At 67.5% G+C, this 16,793-nt stretch carries 17 protein-coding genes; 7 read left to right on the forward strand and 10 right to left on the reverse strand.

The features are described 5' to 3' along the window. Window positions 1–141: 141 nt before the first annotated feature. The 3 genes from QXH22_RS10210 to QXH22_RS10220 are packed head-to-tail and all read right to left on the reverse strand — an operon-like array spanning window position 142 to window position 2,445. Window positions 142–1,029 (reverse strand): sucrase ferredoxin, encoded by an 888-nt coding sequence (locus QXH22_RS10210; RefSeq protein WP_306275489.1) that lies wholly within the window; start codon window positions 1,027–1,029, stop codon window positions 142–144. Next, window positions 1,026–2,243: a cupin domain-containing protein gene (locus QXH22_RS10215; protein ID WP_306275490.1), complete on the reverse strand. Its 1,218-nt coding sequence runs from the start codon at window positions 2,241–2,243 to the stop codon at window positions 1,026–1,028. The genes QXH22_RS10210 and QXH22_RS10215 overlap by 4 nt, the downstream gene beginning before the upstream one ends. Window positions 2,244–2,253: 10 nt before the next feature. Next, window positions 2,254–2,445, reverse strand: a complete 192-nt coding sequence (locus QXH22_RS10220; protein ID WP_306242776.1) for a hypothetical protein — start codon at window positions 2,443–2,445, stop codon at window positions 2,254–2,256. 237 nt (window positions 2,446–2,682) lie between these two features. On the opposite strand from QXH22_RS10220, the gene QXH22_RS10225 reads away from it, so the two are divergent. Both QXH22_RS10225 and QXH22_RS10230 read left to right on the forward strand, forming a co-directional pair. Beyond that, on the forward strand, window positions 2,683–3,891 hold the full coding sequence (locus QXH22_RS10225; protein WP_371934179.1) for an IS110 family transposase: 1,209 nt from the start codon (window positions 2,683–2,685) through the stop codon (window positions 3,889–3,891). A 162-nt stretch (window positions 3,892–4,053) separates the two neighbouring features. Beyond that, window positions 4,054–5,469: an NAD(P)/FAD-dependent oxidoreductase gene (locus QXH22_RS10230; protein WP_306242777.1), complete on the forward strand. Its 1,416-nt coding sequence runs from the start codon at window positions 4,054–4,056 to the stop codon at window positions 5,467–5,469. Here QXH22_RS10230 and QXH22_RS10235 read toward each other — a convergent pair. From QXH22_RS10235 to purT, 3 genes are read right to left on the reverse strand one after another with little or no spacing between them, the layout of a single operon-like run. Next, entirely contained in the window at window positions 5,466–6,659 is a 1,194-nt protein-coding gene (locus QXH22_RS10235) for an O-succinylhomoserine sulfhydrylase (RefSeq protein ID WP_306275491.1), read from the reverse strand. The genes QXH22_RS10230 and QXH22_RS10235 overlap by 4 nt on opposite strands. Before the next feature lie 56 nt (window positions 6,660–6,715). Then, window positions 6,716–7,135: a rhodanese-like domain-containing protein gene (locus tag QXH22_RS10240; protein ID WP_306242779.1), complete on the reverse strand. Its 420-nt coding sequence runs from the start codon at window positions 7,133–7,135 to the stop codon at window positions 6,716–6,718. Further along, on the reverse strand, window positions 7,132–8,385 hold the full coding sequence (gene purT / locus QXH22_RS10245) for a formate-dependent phosphoribosylglycinamide formyltransferase (RefSeq protein WP_306242781.1): 1,254 nt from the start codon (window positions 8,383–8,385) through the stop codon (window positions 7,132–7,134). The genes QXH22_RS10240 and purT overlap by 4 nt, the downstream gene beginning before the upstream one ends. 193 nt (window positions 8,386–8,578) lie before the next feature. Here purT and QXH22_RS10250 point away from each other — a divergent pair, with 193 nt between their 5' ends. Next, window positions 8,579–9,907: a PPE family protein gene (locus QXH22_RS10250; protein ID WP_306276008.1), complete on the forward strand. Its 1,329-nt coding sequence runs from the start codon at window positions 8,579–8,581 to the stop codon at window positions 9,905–9,907. Here QXH22_RS10250 and QXH22_RS10255 read toward each other — a convergent pair. Further along, on the reverse strand, window positions 9,904–10,575 hold the full coding sequence (locus tag QXH22_RS10255; protein WP_306275492.1) for a PaaI family thioesterase: 672 nt from the start codon (window positions 10,573–10,575) through the stop codon (window positions 9,904–9,906). The genes QXH22_RS10250 and QXH22_RS10255 overlap by 4 nt on opposite strands. Further along, window positions 10,572–11,870, reverse strand: coding sequence for an adenylosuccinate synthase (locus tag QXH22_RS10260; RefSeq protein WP_306275493.1), 1,299 nt, complete (start codon window positions 11,868–11,870; stop codon window positions 10,572–10,574). The genes QXH22_RS10255 and QXH22_RS10260 overlap by 4 nt, the downstream gene beginning before the upstream one ends. Before the next feature lie 88 nt (window positions 11,871–11,958). Between QXH22_RS10260 and QXH22_RS10265 the strand changes: the two genes are divergently transcribed. From QXH22_RS10265 to QXH22_RS10275, 3 genes are all read left to right on the forward strand, one after another. Then, complete coding sequence (locus QXH22_RS10265) at window positions 11,959–12,591, forward strand: peptidase M50 (RefSeq protein WP_306275494.1); 633 nt, start codon at window positions 11,959–11,961, stop codon at window positions 12,589–12,591. Between the two features lie 19 nt (window positions 12,592–12,610). Next, window positions 12,611–13,363, forward strand: a complete 753-nt coding sequence (locus tag QXH22_RS10270) for a site-2 protease family protein (protein WP_306275495.1) — start codon at window positions 12,611–12,613, stop codon at window positions 13,361–13,363. 65 nt (window positions 13,364–13,428) lie between these two features. Next, window positions 13,429–14,322, forward strand: a complete 894-nt coding sequence (locus tag QXH22_RS10275) for a cation diffusion facilitator family transporter (RefSeq protein ID WP_306275496.1) — start codon at window positions 13,429–13,431, stop codon at window positions 14,320–14,322. Here QXH22_RS10275 and QXH22_RS10280 read toward each other — a convergent pair. Beyond that, entirely contained in the window at window positions 14,319–14,732 is a 414-nt protein-coding gene (locus QXH22_RS10280; RefSeq protein ID WP_306275497.1) for a DUF3151 domain-containing protein, read from the reverse strand. The genes QXH22_RS10275 and QXH22_RS10280 overlap by 4 nt on opposite strands. Before the next feature lie 40 nt (window positions 14,733–14,772). On the opposite strand from QXH22_RS10280, the gene QXH22_RS10285 reads away from it, so the two are divergent. Beyond that, the gene (locus tag QXH22_RS10285; protein WP_306242795.1) at window positions 14,773–15,600 is read left to right on the forward strand and encodes a hypothetical protein; all 828 of its coding nucleotides are present in this window, start codon (window positions 14,773–14,775) and stop codon (window positions 15,598–15,600) included. 104 nt (window positions 15,601–15,704) lie between these two features. On the opposite strand, the gene fbaA is transcribed toward QXH22_RS10285, so the two are convergent. Continuing rightward, window positions 15,705–16,739 carry a class II fructose-bisphosphate aldolase gene (gene fbaA, locus QXH22_RS10290; RefSeq protein ID WP_306242797.1) on the reverse strand — a complete coding sequence of 345 codons (1,035 nt, stop codon included), beginning with the start codon at window positions 16,737–16,739 and terminating at the stop codon, window positions 15,705–15,707. Window positions 16,740–16,793 lie beyond the last annotated feature (54 nt).

Genomic DNA, 16,793 nt, shown 5'->3' on the forward strand with positions numbered 1-16,793 from the left:
ACTGGATGATTCGAACACGTGTTCGATAGTAGCAGAATCTACTGACTCAAACTTTCTGGCAGGGCTGCATCTTGTGGATAACCGCGGCGGGGACTGATAGGGGCGCAGTTCGCGGGCCGAAACCCCGCTTGCCCCAACGGCTCAGGACGACGTCACCGAAGCCAACGCATACGTGCGCACCGGACCGGCAACTGACGCGCGACACATGGAGAACAGCGGCTCGGACATCCGCTCGACCAGGACGACCTCCACGGGACCCGGTTCGGCCGCGAGCACCACGTGAATGCCGTCCGGCCGGTGCTCAACGCTGAGCGGGGACAGGATGCTGATCCTGTTGTCCCCCAGCGCTTCACGAGCGAAGTGCTGGGCAGCCTGGACGGCATGCGGCAGGCAGGTACGCCCTCGCAGGTACCGGTGGTCCAGTCGCCCGTCGAGATACAACCGCACCAGGCCGGCGGCGTCGGTGGAATCGACCCGTCCGTAGCACAGTCCCTCGGGCAGTACCAGCATCGTCGCCGCGAATCGGTCACCGCCCAAATGCGAGCATTCCCAGACGAATTCGGGATACTGCGCTGCGATGGCGGCCGCCGCTGAGCGGCCCCGCACCGCGCAGCACTGGTCGTGCTTGCCATGCGCACACACCGCGACCAGCGGCCCGGCCACCCGCTCACCGTCAGAGCCGTCCAGCGCGATGTCCAGATAGTCACGGGGCCCGTCGACCTCGCCGTGGTACAGCGCCTCGCTGCCCTCGTCACAGTGAGCGATGAACCATCGCCACCGCGGTGTCGCGGGACGACGCCCGGGGCGACGTATCGCGGTGACACGCATCCGTGCCGCCTCGATCCGGCGACAAATCGCGCGCCCGAGTTCGCGGTCGATGATCGACGGTGAGTTCAGGAACGCCGATTGTCCCCAGCCGCCACACAATTCGAGCATCGCCCAGGAATGACCGGCCGATGCGGTGCCATACAGCGGGTCATCCCGGATCAGAGATTGATCGCTGCACGGAGTGCGCCGCGGCGCGTTCATCCCTGCTCTGGTCCGACCGGCACCACCACTGCCTCGCGCAGCAACCGGCGGATCAGCACCGTCGAGTCGGCGCGATCCAGGCCGGGCAGGGTGTCGGCGTCTGCGACGAGCCCGCGGTGCAGCGCCTCGATCGCGGGCGCGCACGAGTCGGGGAACGTCATGGTCCGGTCCGGCAATCGCAGGACTACCCGGCCGTCTTGGATCTGCCGGGTGCCGATCAGTCCGTGGCGCCATCGAACGGCTGTCGCGCCGGCGCGTTCGGCCGCGTCCAGGGAGGCAAGCACCTGGACCGGGGCGGGTCTGGTGCTCTCGGCGTGCCGGTCGGACAGCCGCGCGGCCGCGGCGTCGCTGAGATTATCGGCCCGATCACGCATGACGCCGACCAGCCGGGCCATGATCTTGCTTGCGGTGGCGGCCATTTCGTCACGGTTCGTCGCATCGATGCCCATCGCCAGCGGGCTTCTGAACTCGACATCGGAGGCGAGAGTGTCCACCACCGCACGCACCACGTCGAGGTTCGTCATCGCGGACACCCCGATGGTCAGATGGATCGACGTGGCCTCCTGCGAACGGGCGGAGTGCACCCAACCACGGGGCAGGTACAGCGCATCGCCGGCTGACAGCACGGTGTCGATGACCGGCTCGTCATCAACGCGTGCGGCAATGGCCTTGCGATGCTGTGTCCACGGTTGCGACGGTAGTGGGTGCTCATGCACGGGCGCGTGGACGGTCCAGTGTTTCTCGCCCGCCGCTTGCAGGATGAACACGTCATGCACGTCGTAGTGCGGGTCGAACCCGCGGCTGCCCGGCGGGGTCACGTAGGCGTTGGCCTGCACGGGATGGCCCAGGTCGTCGACCATGGACCGGACGAAGTCGATCATGGGCGGCCACAACCGGTGTAGTCCCTGCAGGACGATCGTCGCGCCGGCGGCGAACTCGGCCAGCACCTTGGCCGAATCCACCTGATCGGGCATCTCGGCGCCGAAGCCGGCCGGGCCGGTGTAGCAGTCCCGGGCCAGTACGTCGCCGGTTTTGGCCATGCGCAGAAATGGCGTGCGTACCCCACGCCGGCTGATCAGCTCGTCGACCGCGGACGGCGACAGCAGATCACTGAAGTCGCGGGGCAGCGAGTCGGCGCGGCTGAGCAGCGGCCTACGGCCCCAATGCTGGGTTGCGAACAACCCAGCATCGGTGCCGATGCAGCGATTCAACATCTAGCGGCGGTCACGCAGTCCCGTCGGCTCCACCATCGTGGCCTTCGGGGTTGGAGCCACCGTCGGCGGTACCTTCGCCCCCCGAGCTTTCGCTCGCGGTGCCGTCGGCTCCGCCGTCGTGGCCTTCGGGGTTGGAGCCGCCGTCGGCCGTACCTTCGCCGCCGCCGCCAGAGGTGGTGATGTCGTCGTCGTCGAGTGCCATGAAGATTCCTTACCTTTCTTGCAGGGTGTTCGTTGCCGTCGGCCGTAGGCTTCGAATCGCCCAGGGGCAGCGGGTATGGCTTTCATGTGGTCGCCATCGTTGATGGCCGAAGGAGATTGGCCGCCTGTTGTCCCGCGACGACTCGACCGCTAATTGAGAGATGCGATTTGATCGCTGTGTAAGGACGTGACGGCGTGGTCGTCTGCTGGGTTGGTCGGACCGATAGCGAGCAGGGAGGTGGTTGTGGCACAACCGTTGTGGGCTGGGGTTGATGGTGGGAAATCGGACCACTATTGCGTGGTCATCGATGCCGACGGGAAGCGGCTGCTGTCGCGGCGGGTGGCCAATGACGAATCCGCGCTGCTGGATCTGATCGGCGCGGTCCAGACGCTGGCTGATGGTGGTGAGCTGACCTGGGCGATCGATTTGAATGCCGGTGGGGCGGCATTGCTGATCACCTTGCTGATCGCCGCCGAGCAACGGCTGCTCTATATTCCGGGGCGCACCGTGCACCATGCCTCGGGCGGTTACCGCGGGGAAGGGAAAACCGACGCTAAAGACGCCGCCGTGATCGCCGATCAGGCGCGGATGCGCCGCGACCTGCAACCGCTGCGAGCCGGGGACGACATCGCTGTGGACTTGCGGATCCTCACGGCCAGGCGCACCGATTTGGTGGCCGATCGCACCCGGGCGCTCAACCGGTTGCGCGCCCAGCTGCTCGAATATTTCCCTGCCCTCGAGCGTGCCTTCGACTACAGCGCCAGCAAGGCCGCGCTGACCCTGCTCACTGGGTATCAAACACCCGACGGGCTGCGTCGCGCCGGTGCCGCCCGGCTCGCGCTCTGGCTGCGTAAGCGCAAGGCCCGCAACGCCGATGCCATTGCCGCTGCCGCTATGGAGGCGGCTAACGCCCAACGCACCGTCGTACCCGGACAGCAAGTGGCCGCGGCCTTGGTGGCCCGGCTGGCCGAGGAGGTGATGGCCCTCGACACCGAAATCGGCGACACCGAAGCGATGATCGAGGAGCGATTTCGCCGCCACCGCCACGCCGAAATCATCCTGAGTTTGCCCGGCTTCGGCGTCACCCTTGGTGCCGAGTTCCTGGCCGCCACCGGCGGGGACATGAGCGCTTTTGCTAACCCCGACCGCCTGGCCGGCGTCGCGGGGCTGGCCCCAGTCCCGCGCGACTCCGGACGCATCAGCGGCAACCTCAAACGCCCCCGCCGCTACAACCGACGTCTGCTGCGGGCCTGCTACCTGGCTGCCCACATCGCCATCCGCACCGACCCGGCATCGCGGACTTACTACAACCGCAAACGCGCCGAGGGAAAACGCCACACCCAAGCCGTGCTTGCCCTTGCCCGACGACGCCTCAACGTCCTGTGGGCAATGCTGCGCGACCACAAGCCATATCAACCCACCGCACCTAGCGCTGCGGCGGCTTGACAACTTCATTGAGAATCTCCTTCTTTCTCGGGGGTCACGCCTCGAGGGTGTTCACGCGCGGGGCGCCCGCTAAACGCTACGTCGATCTGCAGATGTCGGGCGACTTTCGGCTGGTTGAGTCGTACGGTAGATGCGCTGCAGTGACCCGACTGAAGGAGGACCATGACGCCCCCACCCGCCGAAGCCTCGACTGCCGAGAAACGCCATCACGTCGTCATCATCGGAAGCGGCTTCGGCGGCCTGAATGCGGCCAAGTCGCTCAAGCGGGCCAACGTCGACATCACGCTCATCTCGAAGACGACCACCCACCTGTTCCAGCCGCTGCTATACCAGGTGGCGACCGGCATCTTGTCCGAAGGCGACATCGCGCCGACCACCCGGCTGATCCTGCGCAAGCAGAAGAATGTGCGGGTGATCCTGGGTGAGGTGAGCGGGATCGACCTCGCATCCCAGACCGTCACGTCGAAGCTGATCAACATGGAGACGGTCACGCACTACGACAGCCTGATCGTGGCCGCCGGCGCTCAGCAGTCCTACTTCGGCAACGACCACTTCGCCACCTTCGCCCCGGGCATGAAGACCATCGACGACGCGCTGGAACTGCGCGGCCGCATCCTCGGCGCTTTCGAAGCCGCCGAAGTCGCCACCGACCCCGCCGAACGCGAGCGCCGGCTGACGTTCGTCGTGGTCGGGGCCGGACCCACCGGCGTCGAACTCGCCGGTGAGATCGTCCAGCTCGCCGAACGCACCCTGGCCGGAGCGTTCCGCACCATCACACCCAGTGAGTGCCGGGTCATTCTGCTCGACGCCGCACCCGCCGTGTTGCCGCCGATGGGTCCGAAGCTGGGCCTCAAGGCACAGCACAAGCTGGAGAAGATGGACGTCGACGTCCAGCTGAACGCGATGGTGACCGCGGTCGACTACAAGGGCATCACGGTCAAGGAGAAGGACGGCACCGAACGCCGCATCGAATGCGCCTGCAAGGTGTGGGCGGCCGGCGTGCAGGCCAGCTCGCTGGGCAAGATGATCGCCGAACAGTCCGACGGGACCGAAACCGACCGTGCCGGAAGGGTTGTCGTGGAGCCCGACCTCACCGTCAAGGGGCACCCGAACGTCTTCGTCGTGGGCGATCTGATGTCGGTGCCCGGAGTACCCGGAATGGCCCAGGGCGCGATCCAGGGCGCGAAGTACGCTACCGGCATCATCAAGAACGTCGTCAAGGGCAAGGACGACCCGGCCGCGCGAGAGCCGTTCCAGTACTTCAACAAGGGCAGTATGGCGCTGATCTCCCACTACAACGCCGTCACGCAGATCGGCAAAGTGGAGTTCGCGGGATTCTTCGCCTGGCTGGCCTGGCTAGGGCTGCACCTGGCCTACCTGGTCGGCCACCGCAACCGCATTGCCGCCATGTTCTCCTGGGGCCTGGCCTTTTTGGGCCGCACCCGCGGCCAGATGGCCATCACCAGTCAGATGATCTACGCGCGAGTCGCGGTGAACTGGGTGAAGGAGTACGCGGAAGAAGGCACGCTGGCCGCCGCCGAACGCGCGGAAGCCGCCGAACAGCGGGCAGCCGGCTAACTCAGGGCCTGGTCGATATCGGCGATCAGATCGTCGGTGCCTTCCAGGCCGACCGAGATGCGGACCACGCCGTCACCGAGCCCGATGGCGGCGCGGCCATCCGGCCCCATCGCGCGGTGCGTCGTCGTAGCCGGATGTGTGACAAGCGATTTCGTGTCGCCGAGATTGTTGCTGATATCGATCAGCCGCAACTTGTTCAGCACCTCGAACGCACGCTGCTTCGCGGCGTCTTTGGCGGCCGCCAGCTCGAACGTGACAACCGTTCCACCGCCGGACATTTGACGCTTGGCCAGGTCGTACTGCGGGTGCGACGGCAGGAAGGGGTAACGCACCCAGTTCACGGCGGGGTGGCCTTGCAGGAACTCCGCGATGCGCTGCGCCGAAGCGTTGCTGTACTCGACGCGAACCGCAAGTGTTTCAAGGCCTTTGAGCATCACCCAGGAATTGAATGCGCTCATCGCCGGACCGGTGTGGCGCATCAGCTTCTGCACCGGACCGTCGATGTACTCCTTGTCGCCGAGAATGGCGCCGCCGAGCACCCGGCCCTGACCGTCGATGTGCTTAGTGCCCGAATACACCACCACGTCGACCCCGAGCGGGAAACCCTGCTGCAGCAGGGGCGTCGCGAAAACGTTGTCCAGCACCACTTTTGCACCCGCAGCATGCGCCAGCTCAGTGACCGCCGCGATGTCGACGAGCGACTGCATGGGATTGGACGGCGTCTCGAAGAACACTGCCTGGGTTGGCTTCGACAGCGCCTGTTCCCACTGGGCGAGGTCGTCGCCGTCGACGAAAACGGTCTCCACACCCCACCGGGGCAGAATCTCGTTGCACACCACGAAGCAGGAGCCGAACAGACTGCGCGCCGCCACCAGTCGGTCGCCGGCGCCCAGCAGCGCGCCGAGGGAGACAAACACCGCGGCCATGCCGCTGGCCGTCGCGAACGCAGCCGGCGCACCCTCGATCAGGCGCAGCCGTTCCTGAAACATCGTCACGGTCGGGTTGCCGTAGCGGGAGTAGACGTAGTGCTCCACCTCGCCGGTGAACGACTGCTCGGCGACCTCGGCGGAGGGATAGACATAGCCGGACGACAGGAAGATCGCCTCGGAAGTCTCTTCGAACCCGGAGCGCGTCAGTCCGCCGCGCACACCGATGGTCTCTTGGCTCACGCCGTCGGGGAGTTCTTTCATGCCGCTGATTAACCCTGTTACTAGCCCTGTTGCTAACCCTGTTACTAGCCCTGTTACTAACCTTGTTTCCAGGGCAGGCCGACCGCGCGCCAGCCCGTCTCACCGCGGTGGCCGTGCGCGTCGAGCTGACCTTCGAACCCGTCCAGCACGTTATAGGACGGTGTGAAACCGGCCTCGGTCGCAACTTCGGCCGCCCCGATGGAACGGTTGCCCGAGCGACACAGGAACACCACGGGGCGTTCGCCCTCGCCGGCGGACGGGATCTTGTCCTGCAGTTCGGCCAGGAAGTTGTTGTTGTGCTGACCGTTGGATTTGTTCCACTCGACGTAGACCACGTCGCGGCCCAGACTCGACAGATCGGGAACCCCGACGAAGCGCCACTCGGCGTCGGTGCGCACATCCACCAGCACAGCCTGAGGATTGTCGCTGAGCAATTTCCACGCCTGCAGCGGCGTGATGTCTCCTGCGTAACTCACCCGCGTGAGTCTCGCACATCCAAGCGGTTCGCCACGTCGCGGGCGCGATCGCGAGCGGCCGTCACCTCCGGCGCGGTGGCCAGCGTGACGCCCCACTTGTCCGGCACTGAGGCAGGTTGCAAGGCAGGTTGATCGTCGGTCACCGAACCGAACACTCGCAGGTCGCTCTCGGGCACCGCCAGGGCGGCGGCCAGCACGTCGCCGCTGGGCGCCACGCCGGGCGTCAGCGGCCCGTGATCGATCAGCCGGGCGGCGCCGGGCGAGACCATCATGGTGTCCACAGCAACTCCCAGAACCGCCCTTGCCTGCAGCTCGAAGATGGAAAGTCGCTGGCTACGCAGTGTCACCCAGGCACTGTCACTCGGACCGGCAGTCACCTCAGCGAAGTACACCTCGTCGCCGTTGATCATCAGTTCGACGCTGAAGACGCCGCGTCCGCCCAGCGACTTGACGATGCGGGCGGCGATCGACTTCGCCGCGTCCACGGCGGCGGTGGTCATGTGCTGCGGCTGCCACGATTCCAGCGCGCCGTTCTCGTCGCTGTGGTGACCGATGGGTGCGCAGAACTCGATGACCGGCCCGGACGGGCCCTCGGTGCGCACCACGATCAGCGTGACCAAAAACTCGACGTCCACTACGGTCTCGGCCCACACCCGACCGCCCGGGCTGGCCAGTTCCCATGCCTTCGCCACTTCCTCGGCGCCCCGGACCACCGATCGGCCAGACCCGTCGACGGCCTTCACCAGCAGCGGATATCCGGCGTGCGCGGCAACCGCCTCGAGCTCGGCGAGTGAGTCGACGAACCAGAACGGCGCGGTGGGCAGGCCCAGCTCGTCGGCGGCGAGCCGGCGCAGACCCTCCTGGTCTGCTGTCAACCGCACGGCGCGGGCGCCCGGCACCAATTCGGCGGACTCCTGGGCTTCGAGATCGTCGAGGACTGCCACCGCGGCGGCGGCCCCGGCCGGACCCTGGAAGGCGCCCGGAAGTGTCACCACGAAGTCCGGCTGCAGTGCCGCCACGACAGCCGTCAGCTCTTCGGCGTCGGTCAAGGTATCGGCGTCCGCGGTGATCACTTCGGAGCCCAGCCGCTGCAGGGCCACCGCCAGCTCCTGCCCGGACTCGTCGGACCCGAGCAGCATCACCCGCGGGCCGGCTTCGGCTTCAACTTCGGTTTCGGACTCGGCCTCGGCGGGTTCGTCGACGGCCCACGTCGTCGTGCCCTGTTGTTCTTCGGTCACGCCGTCAGTCACGCACTCAAGGATAGGTGCGGCGGCGCGGGGAAGGCCGCGCCGGGACTCATTTCCTGAATTTGTGTGTAACTGTGCGTGAACGATTAACTGTTTCGGGGAGAGGAGTGTGCATGTCAGTCGTAACGACCCCGCCGGAGATGATGAGTGCTGCCGCCCTGCCCTGTTCAGGAACGAGGTGTAGCGCGTGCTGACTATGCAATTCGGCGCGCTACCTCCTGAAATCAATTCGGCCCGGATGTATGCCGGCCCCGGGTCGGCGCCATTGATGAAGGCGGCGCTGGCGTGGGAACGGCTTGCCGAGGAACTGAACTCGACGGCCGAGTCCTACGCCTCGGTACTCGCCGGCCTCACCAGTCAGGAGTGGCTGGGTCCCTCGTCGCTGACGATGGCAGCGGCGGCGGCCCCCTACGTGGCGTGGATGCGCGGGACCGCAGCTCAAGCCGAGCATGCGGCGGCGCAGGCCCTCAGCGCCGCCAACGCCTACGAGGCGGCATACGCGGCCATCGTGCCGCCGGGAGCCATCGCGGCCAACCGCAGCGCCACCGTCTCGCTGGCCCGGACCAACATCTTCGGGCAGAACACTCCCGCCATCGCGAGCGCCGAAGCGGACTACGGCGAGATGTGGGCCCAGGACGTCGTCGCGATGGACGGCTACGCCGGCAATTCGGAGGCCGCCTCCCAGTTCGCGCCGTTCACCCTGCCGCCGGTGACCACCAGCGAGGGCGCGGTGGTCGAGGAGGTGGACGCGGCCGCGGCCCTGACGCAGCCCGTCGGCACCGCGGCCCTGACGCAGCCCGTAGCCGCCGCCGCGGCGGCACCGGCCGCACCCGTGATCCCGCTGCCGAACCCGTTCCAGGACCTCGACCTGCTGGTCCTGACCACCGCGGGCCTCGCGGGTGCCAGTCTGGTCGTCGCACTGGGGCAGTACAGCGAAGAGGTCCGCAGCGACCAGATCGAAGAAGAGGAGCTCGAACAGGGCAACGAGCTGGCGGAAGAAGGCCTCGGGAACGAGGCTTATACCGCCACCGCAGAGCCTGCTTTTTCTCCGGAGCGGTTCGCGGCGGCGCCGCTGGGGGCCGAAGCCGCCGCCCTTTCCGGAAGTTCCGCGAACCTCAACGGCCTGTCGGTGCCGCAGAGCTGGTTCATGGCGCCGGCGGCGCGGCAGGTCGCGGCGATGTTCCCGAGCGGCACCCCGATGTACGTGGCCGCGGCCGACGACGGCGGCTACACGGGCATGGCGGCCGCAGGTCTGGCAGGAACCAGCGTGGCGGGCCTGGCGGCTCGGGCCGGATCGTCGGCGACACCGGCGCAGGCCGCACCGGCTGCCGGCGGGTCCCCCGGGAGTGCCGCCACCAGGCCGGCGGCCAACACCCCCGCCATCCCCGCCGCGGCGGCCGCAGCGCAGTTTCCCGGATTGCCGCAGGGACTGCCGCCGGGCGTGGTCGCCAATCTGGCGGCGACGCTGGCGGCTATTCCGGGCGCGACGATCATCGTGGTGCCGCCGAATCCCAACCAGGGTTAAGGCTGGCCGGGCAGCAATCGCACCATCAGGCCGTTACCCTCGGCCAATACCGTCTCCGCGGCCCCGTCCGAGATCTGGACCAGTTCCGCCGACACGAACGCTTTGCGGCCCTCGATCCGGGTCACCCGCCCGCGGATGGTCAGCGGAACGTCGATGGGCGTCACCTTGCGATAGTCGACATGCAGGAAAGCCGTTCGGCTGATCGGCCGTCCCGCGGCGTGCGAGACCATGCCGAAGGTGTGGTCGAACAGCAGCGGCAACACGCCCCCGTGCACCGCCCAGTTGCCGCCGACGTGGAACCGGGTGAAATGCCCAATCATCTCCACACCGTCCGGCGCGTAGCGGGTGAGCTTCCAGGGCGGCAGCAGCAGGCTGCCCATGCCCGGCAGGTCGGGGGTGCGCCCGGCCGGAGACTTGCCCGCGTCGGCCTCGAACGGCTGCAGCAATTCCATCAGGGCGACGGCACGCTCGGCCGCCTCGTCCCATACGTCGTCACCCGGGTCGGCGGACACGGCCAGGTCCTGCAGCCTGCGCATGGTCGCCACGAACTTGCCGAACCCCGGCCCGGGACTGGCGGGCCCGTATTCCGGAAAGCCGCCGTGGTGTTCGTATTCGGGATCTTCGTCGAAGGGATCACCCTGCTCGCCGAGCGACGTGTAGTGCGTCACGCGGGGGCCGCCAGGATGTCGCGCCGCACGATGGTCTGATCCCGGCCCGGGCCCACTCCAATGCACGAAACATGAGCTCCGGCAAGCTCTTCCAGCCGCAATACGTAGTCGCGGGCCTTCGCGGGCAGGTCTTCGAACTCGCGCGCGGCGGAGATGTCTTCCCACCACCCGGGCAGCTCCTCGTAGACCGGCGTGGCGCGGCACAGGTCGCTCTGGGTCATCGGCATCTCCGGCGTGCGCTTGCCGTCGATCTCATAACCGACGCAGACCGGCACCGTCTCCAGGCTGGACAGCACGTCGAGCTTGGTCAGGAAGTAGTCGGTGATGCCGTTGACGCGGGTGGCGTAGCGGGCGATGACGGCGTCGAACCAGCCGCAACGGCGTCGGCGGCCGGTGGTGACACCGAATTCGCCGCCGGTCTTGGACAGGTACTCGCCGTTCTCGTCGAATAGCTCGGTCGGGAACGGGCCGGAACCCACGCGGGTGGTGTAGGCCTTCAGGATGCCCAGCACCGTGCCGATCCGGGTCGGTCCGATGCCCGAGCCCACTGCCGCGCCCCCGGCCGTCGGGTTCGACGACGTCACGTACGGGTACGTGCCGTGGTCGACGTCCAGCAGCGTGCCTTGCGAACCTTCCAGCAGCACCGTCTCCCCCGCGTCCAGGGCGTTGTTCAGCAGCAGCCGGGTGTCGGCGATCCGGTGCTGGAACCCCTCGGCCTGATGCAGCACCGCTTCGAGGACCTGATCGGGCTCGAGGGCTTTGCGGTTGTAGATCTTGACCAGGATCTGGTTCTTCAGTTCCAGGGCGGCCTCGATCTTGTGCTGCAGCTGCGCGTGGTCCAGCACGTCGGCGGCCCGGATGCCCATGCGCGCGATCTTGTCCTGGTAGCACGGACCGATGCCGCGCCCGGTGGTGCCGATCTTCTTGCTGCCCATGTAGCGCTCCGTGACCTTGTCGATGGCCACGTGGTAGGGCATCAGCAGGTGCGCGTCGGCGGAGATCAGCAGCTTCGAGGTGTCGACGCCGCGCTCTTCCAAGCCCCTGAGCTCGTCGAGCAGCACCCCCGGGTCGATCACGACACCGTTTCCGATGACGTTGGTGACGCCGGGAGTGAGTACCCCCGACGGGATCAGGTGCAGGGCGAAGTTCTCGCCGGTCGGCAACACCACAGTGTGCCCGGCGTTGTTACCGCCCTGGTAGCGCACCACCCACTGCACTCGTCCACCGAGCAGATCAGTTGCTTTACCTTTGCCCTCGTCACCCCACTGGGCGCCGATGAGGACGATTGCCGGCATGACGTGCTCCCAACTCGTCTGGCAGGTTGGGCCGCTTATTGTGGTCCAGCCGGTGACCTACCCTACCGAGCGGTTCCCGAGGAGTGTCATGAATGCGGGTCAGAACGCGCCGGGTGTTGCGGTATCGGTGGCTGACGCCGGTCTCCTGCCGCGTGGGTTGCGGGGTCTCCCGGTGCAGGAAAGCGGTGAGATCGGCGGCTGCCGCCGCCTGATTGTGGTGGGTTCCGATGCCGATCTGGCGGCCATGCTGACGCGGCTGCTGCGCGCCGAGCGGCTCGATGTCGAGGTGGCCTACGTGCCGCGACGGCGCACCCGCGCCACCCGGATCTACCGGTTGCCGGCCGGGCGCCGGGCAGTCGCGCGCGCGTTGCGCGGTAGCGCGGGCCGGGTGCCCCTGATTCGGGACGAGACCGGGACGGTGCTGGTCGGGCGGGCCGAGTGGGTGCCGAGCGACGGTGCGGTAGCGATCCGGGGTGAGGCCGTGGTCGACGACACCGTGCTGTTCGACGGCGACGTGGCCGGGGTGTGGATCGAGCCGACGCCGGCGCTGCCGGGCCTGCGGGCCGCCGTCACCGGGAGGTGGGCCCGCTGGGTCAGCGGGCGCGCCGCCCAGCTGGGCACGACGGGCGCCGCGCTGGTGCGCGACGGGGTCCCGGCGCCGCGAGCGGTGCGCCGCTCGGCGTTCTACCGCCATGTCGAGGGTTGGCTGCTGGTTCGGTAGTTGCAGTAGTTTCCCAGGGATGCGACCCAGCCCGATCTTCCTCGGCCTGGTCGGATTGACGGGCGTCGGTGCGGCGCTGGCCTGGTCGGCCGGATCGGTGGTGCGGCCGCTGGCCTACGCCGGAGTGTTCATCTTCGTCATCGCCGGCTGGCTGGTGTCGCTGTGCCTGCACGAATTCGGACATGCCTACACCGCCTGGCGCTTCGGCGACCACGACGCGGCGGTACGCGGTTACCTGAACTTGGATCCGCGCCGCTACAGCCACCTTGGGCTGTCGCTGGTGCTGCCGATCGTGTTCATCGCGCTCGGCGGGATCGGCCTGCCCGGTGCCGCGGTCTACCTGCAAACCTCGTTCATGAAGCCCGGGCGACGCACGCTGGTGAGCCTGGCCGGGCCGGCGATGAACCTGGTCCTGGCGGTGCTGCTGCTGAGCGCCACCCGGATCTTCTACGACCCAGCGCACCTGGTGCTCGCGGCGGGACTGGCGTTTCTGGGCTTCTTGCAGGTCACCGCGGTGGTGCTGAACCTGCTGCCGGTGCCGGGCCTGGACGGCTATGACGCCGTGGAGCCGCACCTGAGCCCGCAGACCCAGCGTGCGGTCGCACCGGCCAAGCAGTTCGGTCTGTTCATCCTGCTGGTCGTGCTGCTGGCCCCCGGCCTGAACCGGTGGTTTTTCGAAGTCGTCTACTGGCTCTTCGAACTGTCCGGGGTGCCGCCGCGGCTGTCGATGGCCGGTGGTGCGCTGACCCGGTTCTGGAGCTCTCTGGGCTGAGCCCTGCCGTCGCGGCACAACACGGCCTTGCCATATATGCGTGTTTACGCATATATTGCTGGACCATGGGCGCCGGACACAGTCACACCCCCGCCGAGGCCGATTCGCAGCGCATGATCCCGCGGATGATCGCCGCCGCGGGCATCCTGGCGACCTTCTTCGTCATCGAACTGACCACCGCGTTGCTGATCAACTCGATCGCCCTGCTGGCCGACGCGGGCCACATGCTCACCGACGTCGTCGCGGTGTTCATGGGGCTGGTAGCCGTCATCCTGGCCCGACGCGGCAGCTCGTCCGCGGCACGCACCTACGGCTGGCATCGCGCCGAGGTGTTCACCGCGGTGGCCAACGCCGTGCTGCTGGTGGGTGTTGCGGTGTTCATCCTCTTCGAGGCGATCGAGCGGCTCGGCAGCAAGCCGTCGGTGCCCGGCCTGCCGATGATCGTGGTGGCCCTGGCAGGTGTGGCCGCCAACTTCGCAGTGGCGATGCTGTTGCGGTCACACTCCGAGGCGAGCCTGGCGGTCAAGGGCGCCTACATGGAGGTGGTCGCCGACACGGTCGGCAGCATCGGGGTGTTGATCGCCGGCGTGGTCACCGTGACGACGCACTGGCCGTACGCCGACGTGGTGGTGGCGGTGCTGGTGGCGCTGTGGGTGTTGCCCAGGGCCATCGCCCTGGCCCGGGCCGCTCTGCGGATCCTGTCGGAGTCCTCACCGGCGCACATCGACGTCGACGAACTGCGTTCGGCCCTGGGCGGACTGGACGGCGTGACCGACGTGCACGACCTGCACGTCTGGACGCTCTCACCCGGCAAAGACATGATGACCGCGCACCTGACCAGCACCGCCGACTCGGCGCAGGTGCTCAGCGACGCACGGGCGCTGCTGTCAGCCCGTGGCCTCGACCACGCCACCGTCCAGATCGACTGCCCGGACGGCCACTGCGAGGAGACGTTCTAGAACCCGAGGGCCTGGCGGGCCGCCGGGTCGCAGTCGTCGAGCAGGTCCAGGCAGCGGTTGTACTCGTCGGTCTCCCCGATGGCGTCCGCGGCACGGGCCAGCGACGCCACACACCGCAGGAATCCACGGTTGGGCTCGTGTGCGTAGGGCACCGGGCCGAAACCCTTCCAGCCGTTGCGACGGAGCTGGTCCAGGCCCCGGTGGTAACCGGTCCGGGCATAGGCGTACGCGGTGATCGCCCTGTCTTCGGCCAGCGCCTCTTCGGCCAGTGCGGCCCACGCCACCGACGCCGACGGATGAGCGGCGGCGACGATCCCCGGCTGCTCGCCGGCGAGCAGCTCGGCCTCGGCCTCGCTGTCGCCGGGCAGCAGAATCGGATCAGGTCCCAGGAGGTCACCGGAGCGCGTCATGGCGCCCATTCTGCCAATGCGGCTCGGTTAAGCTGCACGCATGCCCAACGCACCCGAGCCAGACCGCGACGGCACAAAATCCAGCGGCAAAACGGACGCTGAGCGTGACCCCGACGCCGAGCCGACCGAAGCCCACCACCTGATCGCCGGCGACTCGGACTCCGAGACCCAGGCCATCGCCACCCGCAACCCGGACGAGAGCTCCGAGGCGACCCTGCCGGACGGCCAGCCCGAGCGGCGCTTCACGGCCCCCGGTTTCGACGCCAAGGAAACCCAGGTGATCGCCACTTCCCAGGACGCGGCCACCGAAGCTTTCCAGACCCGTCCCGCCGCGGGCAGCACACCGGCGCCGCCGCCCCCGCCGTTGCCGCCGAAGACCGCTGTTCCGCAATCGATTCCGGCGCGCAGCGGCGGCAAGCCGGGTGCCAAGCAACGCAACTGGGGCTGGGTGCTGGCGGTCGTCGTCATCGTCCTGGCCCTGGTGGCCATCGCCATCTTCGGCACCGTCCTGCTCACCCGCAGCAAGCACGCGAAGGCCTCGCAAGAGGACCAGGTGAAGCAGACCATCCAGAACTTCGACATCGCGGTGCAGCGCGGCGACCTGACCGCCCTGCGCACCATCACCTGCGGCACCACCCGCGACGGGTATGTGGAGTACGACGAGAAAGCCTGGTCAGAGACCTATCAGCGGGTTTCGGCGGCCAAGCAGTACCCGGTGATCGCCAGCATCGACCAGGTCGTCGTCAACGGTCAGCACGCCGAGGCCAACATCACCACGTTCATGGCCTACGACCCGCAGACCCGCTCCACCCGCAGCCTGGACCTGCAGTTCCGCGACGACCAGTGGAAGATCTGCCAGTCCAACTAGACGTCCTCATCCTTCTTAGCGCTCATCCTTCTTCGCGCCGAACGTGTTGTGAGGGCGGTTTTTTCCCGATTTTTCCGCCTTGAGTGCACGCTCGGCGAATCAACTCAGCCCCCGAGGGACTTGCCGGCGCAGTGCAGGTCGTTGCAGGCCTCGATGACACGCTCGGTCATGCCGGCTTCGGCCTTCTTGAGGTAGCTGCGCGGGTCGTAGACCTTCTTGTTGCCGACCTCCCCGTCGACCTTCAGGACGCCGTCGTAGTTGGAGAACATGTGCGCCGCGATCGGCCGGGTGAACGCGTACTGGGTGTCGGTGTCGACGTTCATCTTCACCACGCCGTAGCGCAGCGCCTCTTCGATCTCCGACTTCGCCGAGCCCGAGCCGCCGTGGAACACGAAATCGAACGGCTTGGCGTCATCGCCCAGGCCCAGCTTGGCCGCCGCGACCTTCTGGCCCTGGTCCAGGATGTCCGGGCGCAGCTTGACGTTGCCCGGCTTGTACACGCCGTGCACGTTGCCGAACGTGGCGGCCAGCAGGTAATGACCGTGCTCGCCGTGGCCGAGTGCCTCGATGGTCTTCTCGAAGTCCTCCGGGGTGGTGTAGAGCTTGTCGTTGATCTCGTTGGCGACGCCGTCCTCTTCGCCGCCTACCACGCCGATCTCGATTTCCAGGATGATCTTGGCGGCCGCGGCCTGCTTGAGCAGTTCCTGCGCGATCTCCAGGTTCTCGTCGATCGGGACCGCCGAGCCGTCCCACATGTGCGACTGGAACAGGGGGTCCTTGCCGGCCGACACGCGTTCTGACGAGATGGCCAGCAGCGGACGGACGTAGGTGTCCAGCTTGTCCTTGGGGCAGTGGTCGGTGTGCAACGCCACGTTGATCGGGTACTTGGCCGCGATGATGTGGGTGAACTCGGCGAGCGCGACGGCGCCGGTCACCATCTCCTTGATCCCGAGGCCGGAGCCGAATTCCGCGCCACCGGTCGAGAACTGGATGATGCCGTCACTACCGGCGTCGGCGAAGCCCTTGATGGCTGCGTTGATGGTCTCCGAGGAGGTGCAGTTGATGGCCGGGAACGCGTACGCGTTCTCCTTGGCACGTCCCAACATCTCGGCATAGATCTCGGGCGTTGCGATAGGCATGGAGGACTCCTTGTACGGAACTTGGTCAGCTCAGTATTGCAACGCCGGTATGTT

Origin of the sequence: Mycobacterium sp. TY814, assembly GCF_030755175.1 — a bacterium.
In the GTDB taxonomy this organism is placed as follows: domain Bacteria; phylum Actinomycetota; class Actinomycetes; order Mycobacteriales; family Mycobacteriaceae; genus Mycobacterium.

Coding starts and splice junctions, on each gene's coding strand:
- QXH22_RS10210 (WP_306275489.1), bottom strand. CDS start 1,029: ATGAACGCGCCGCGGCGCACTCCGTGCAGCGATCAATCTCTGATCCGG.
- QXH22_RS10215 (WP_306275490.1), bottom strand. CDS start 2,243: ATGTTGAATCGCTGCATCGGCACCGATGCTGGGTTGTTCGCAACCCAG.
- QXH22_RS10220 (WP_306242776.1), bottom strand. CDS start 2,445: ATGGCACTCGACGACGACGACATCACCACCTCTGGCGGCGGCGGCGAA.
- QXH22_RS10230 (WP_306242777.1), top strand. CDS start 4,054: ATGACGCCCCCACCCGCCGAAGCCTCGACTGCCGAGAAACGCCATCAC.
- QXH22_RS10235 (WP_306275491.1), bottom strand. CDS start 6,659: ATGAAAGAACTCCCCGACGGCGTGAGCCAAGAGACCATCGGTGTGCGC.
- QXH22_RS10250 (WP_306276008.1), top strand. CDS start 8,579: ATGCAATTCGGCGCGCTACCTCCTGAAATCAATTCGGCCCGGATGTAT.
- QXH22_RS10260 (WP_306275493.1), bottom strand. CDS start 11,870: ATGCCGGCAATCGTCCTCATCGGCGCCCAGTGGGGTGACGAGGGCAAA.
- QXH22_RS10265 (WP_306275494.1), top strand. CDS start 11,959: ATGAATGCGGGTCAGAACGCGCCGGGTGTTGCGGTATCGGTGGCTGAC.
- QXH22_RS10270 (WP_306275495.1), top strand. CDS start 12,611: ATGCGACCCAGCCCGATCTTCCTCGGCCTGGTCGGATTGACGGGCGTC.
- QXH22_RS10275 (WP_306275496.1), top strand. CDS start 13,429: ATGGGCGCCGGACACAGTCACACCCCCGCCGAGGCCGATTCGCAGCGC.
- QXH22_RS10280 (WP_306275497.1), bottom strand. CDS start 14,732: ATGACGCGCTCCGGTGACCTCCTGGGACCTGATCCGATTCTGCTGCCC.
- QXH22_RS10285 (WP_306242795.1), top strand. CDS start 14,773: ATGCCCAACGCACCCGAGCCAGACCGCGACGGCACAAAATCCAGCGGC.
- fbaA (WP_306242797.1), bottom strand. CDS start 16,739: ATGCCTATCGCAACGCCCGAGATCTATGCCGAGATGTTGGGACGTGCC.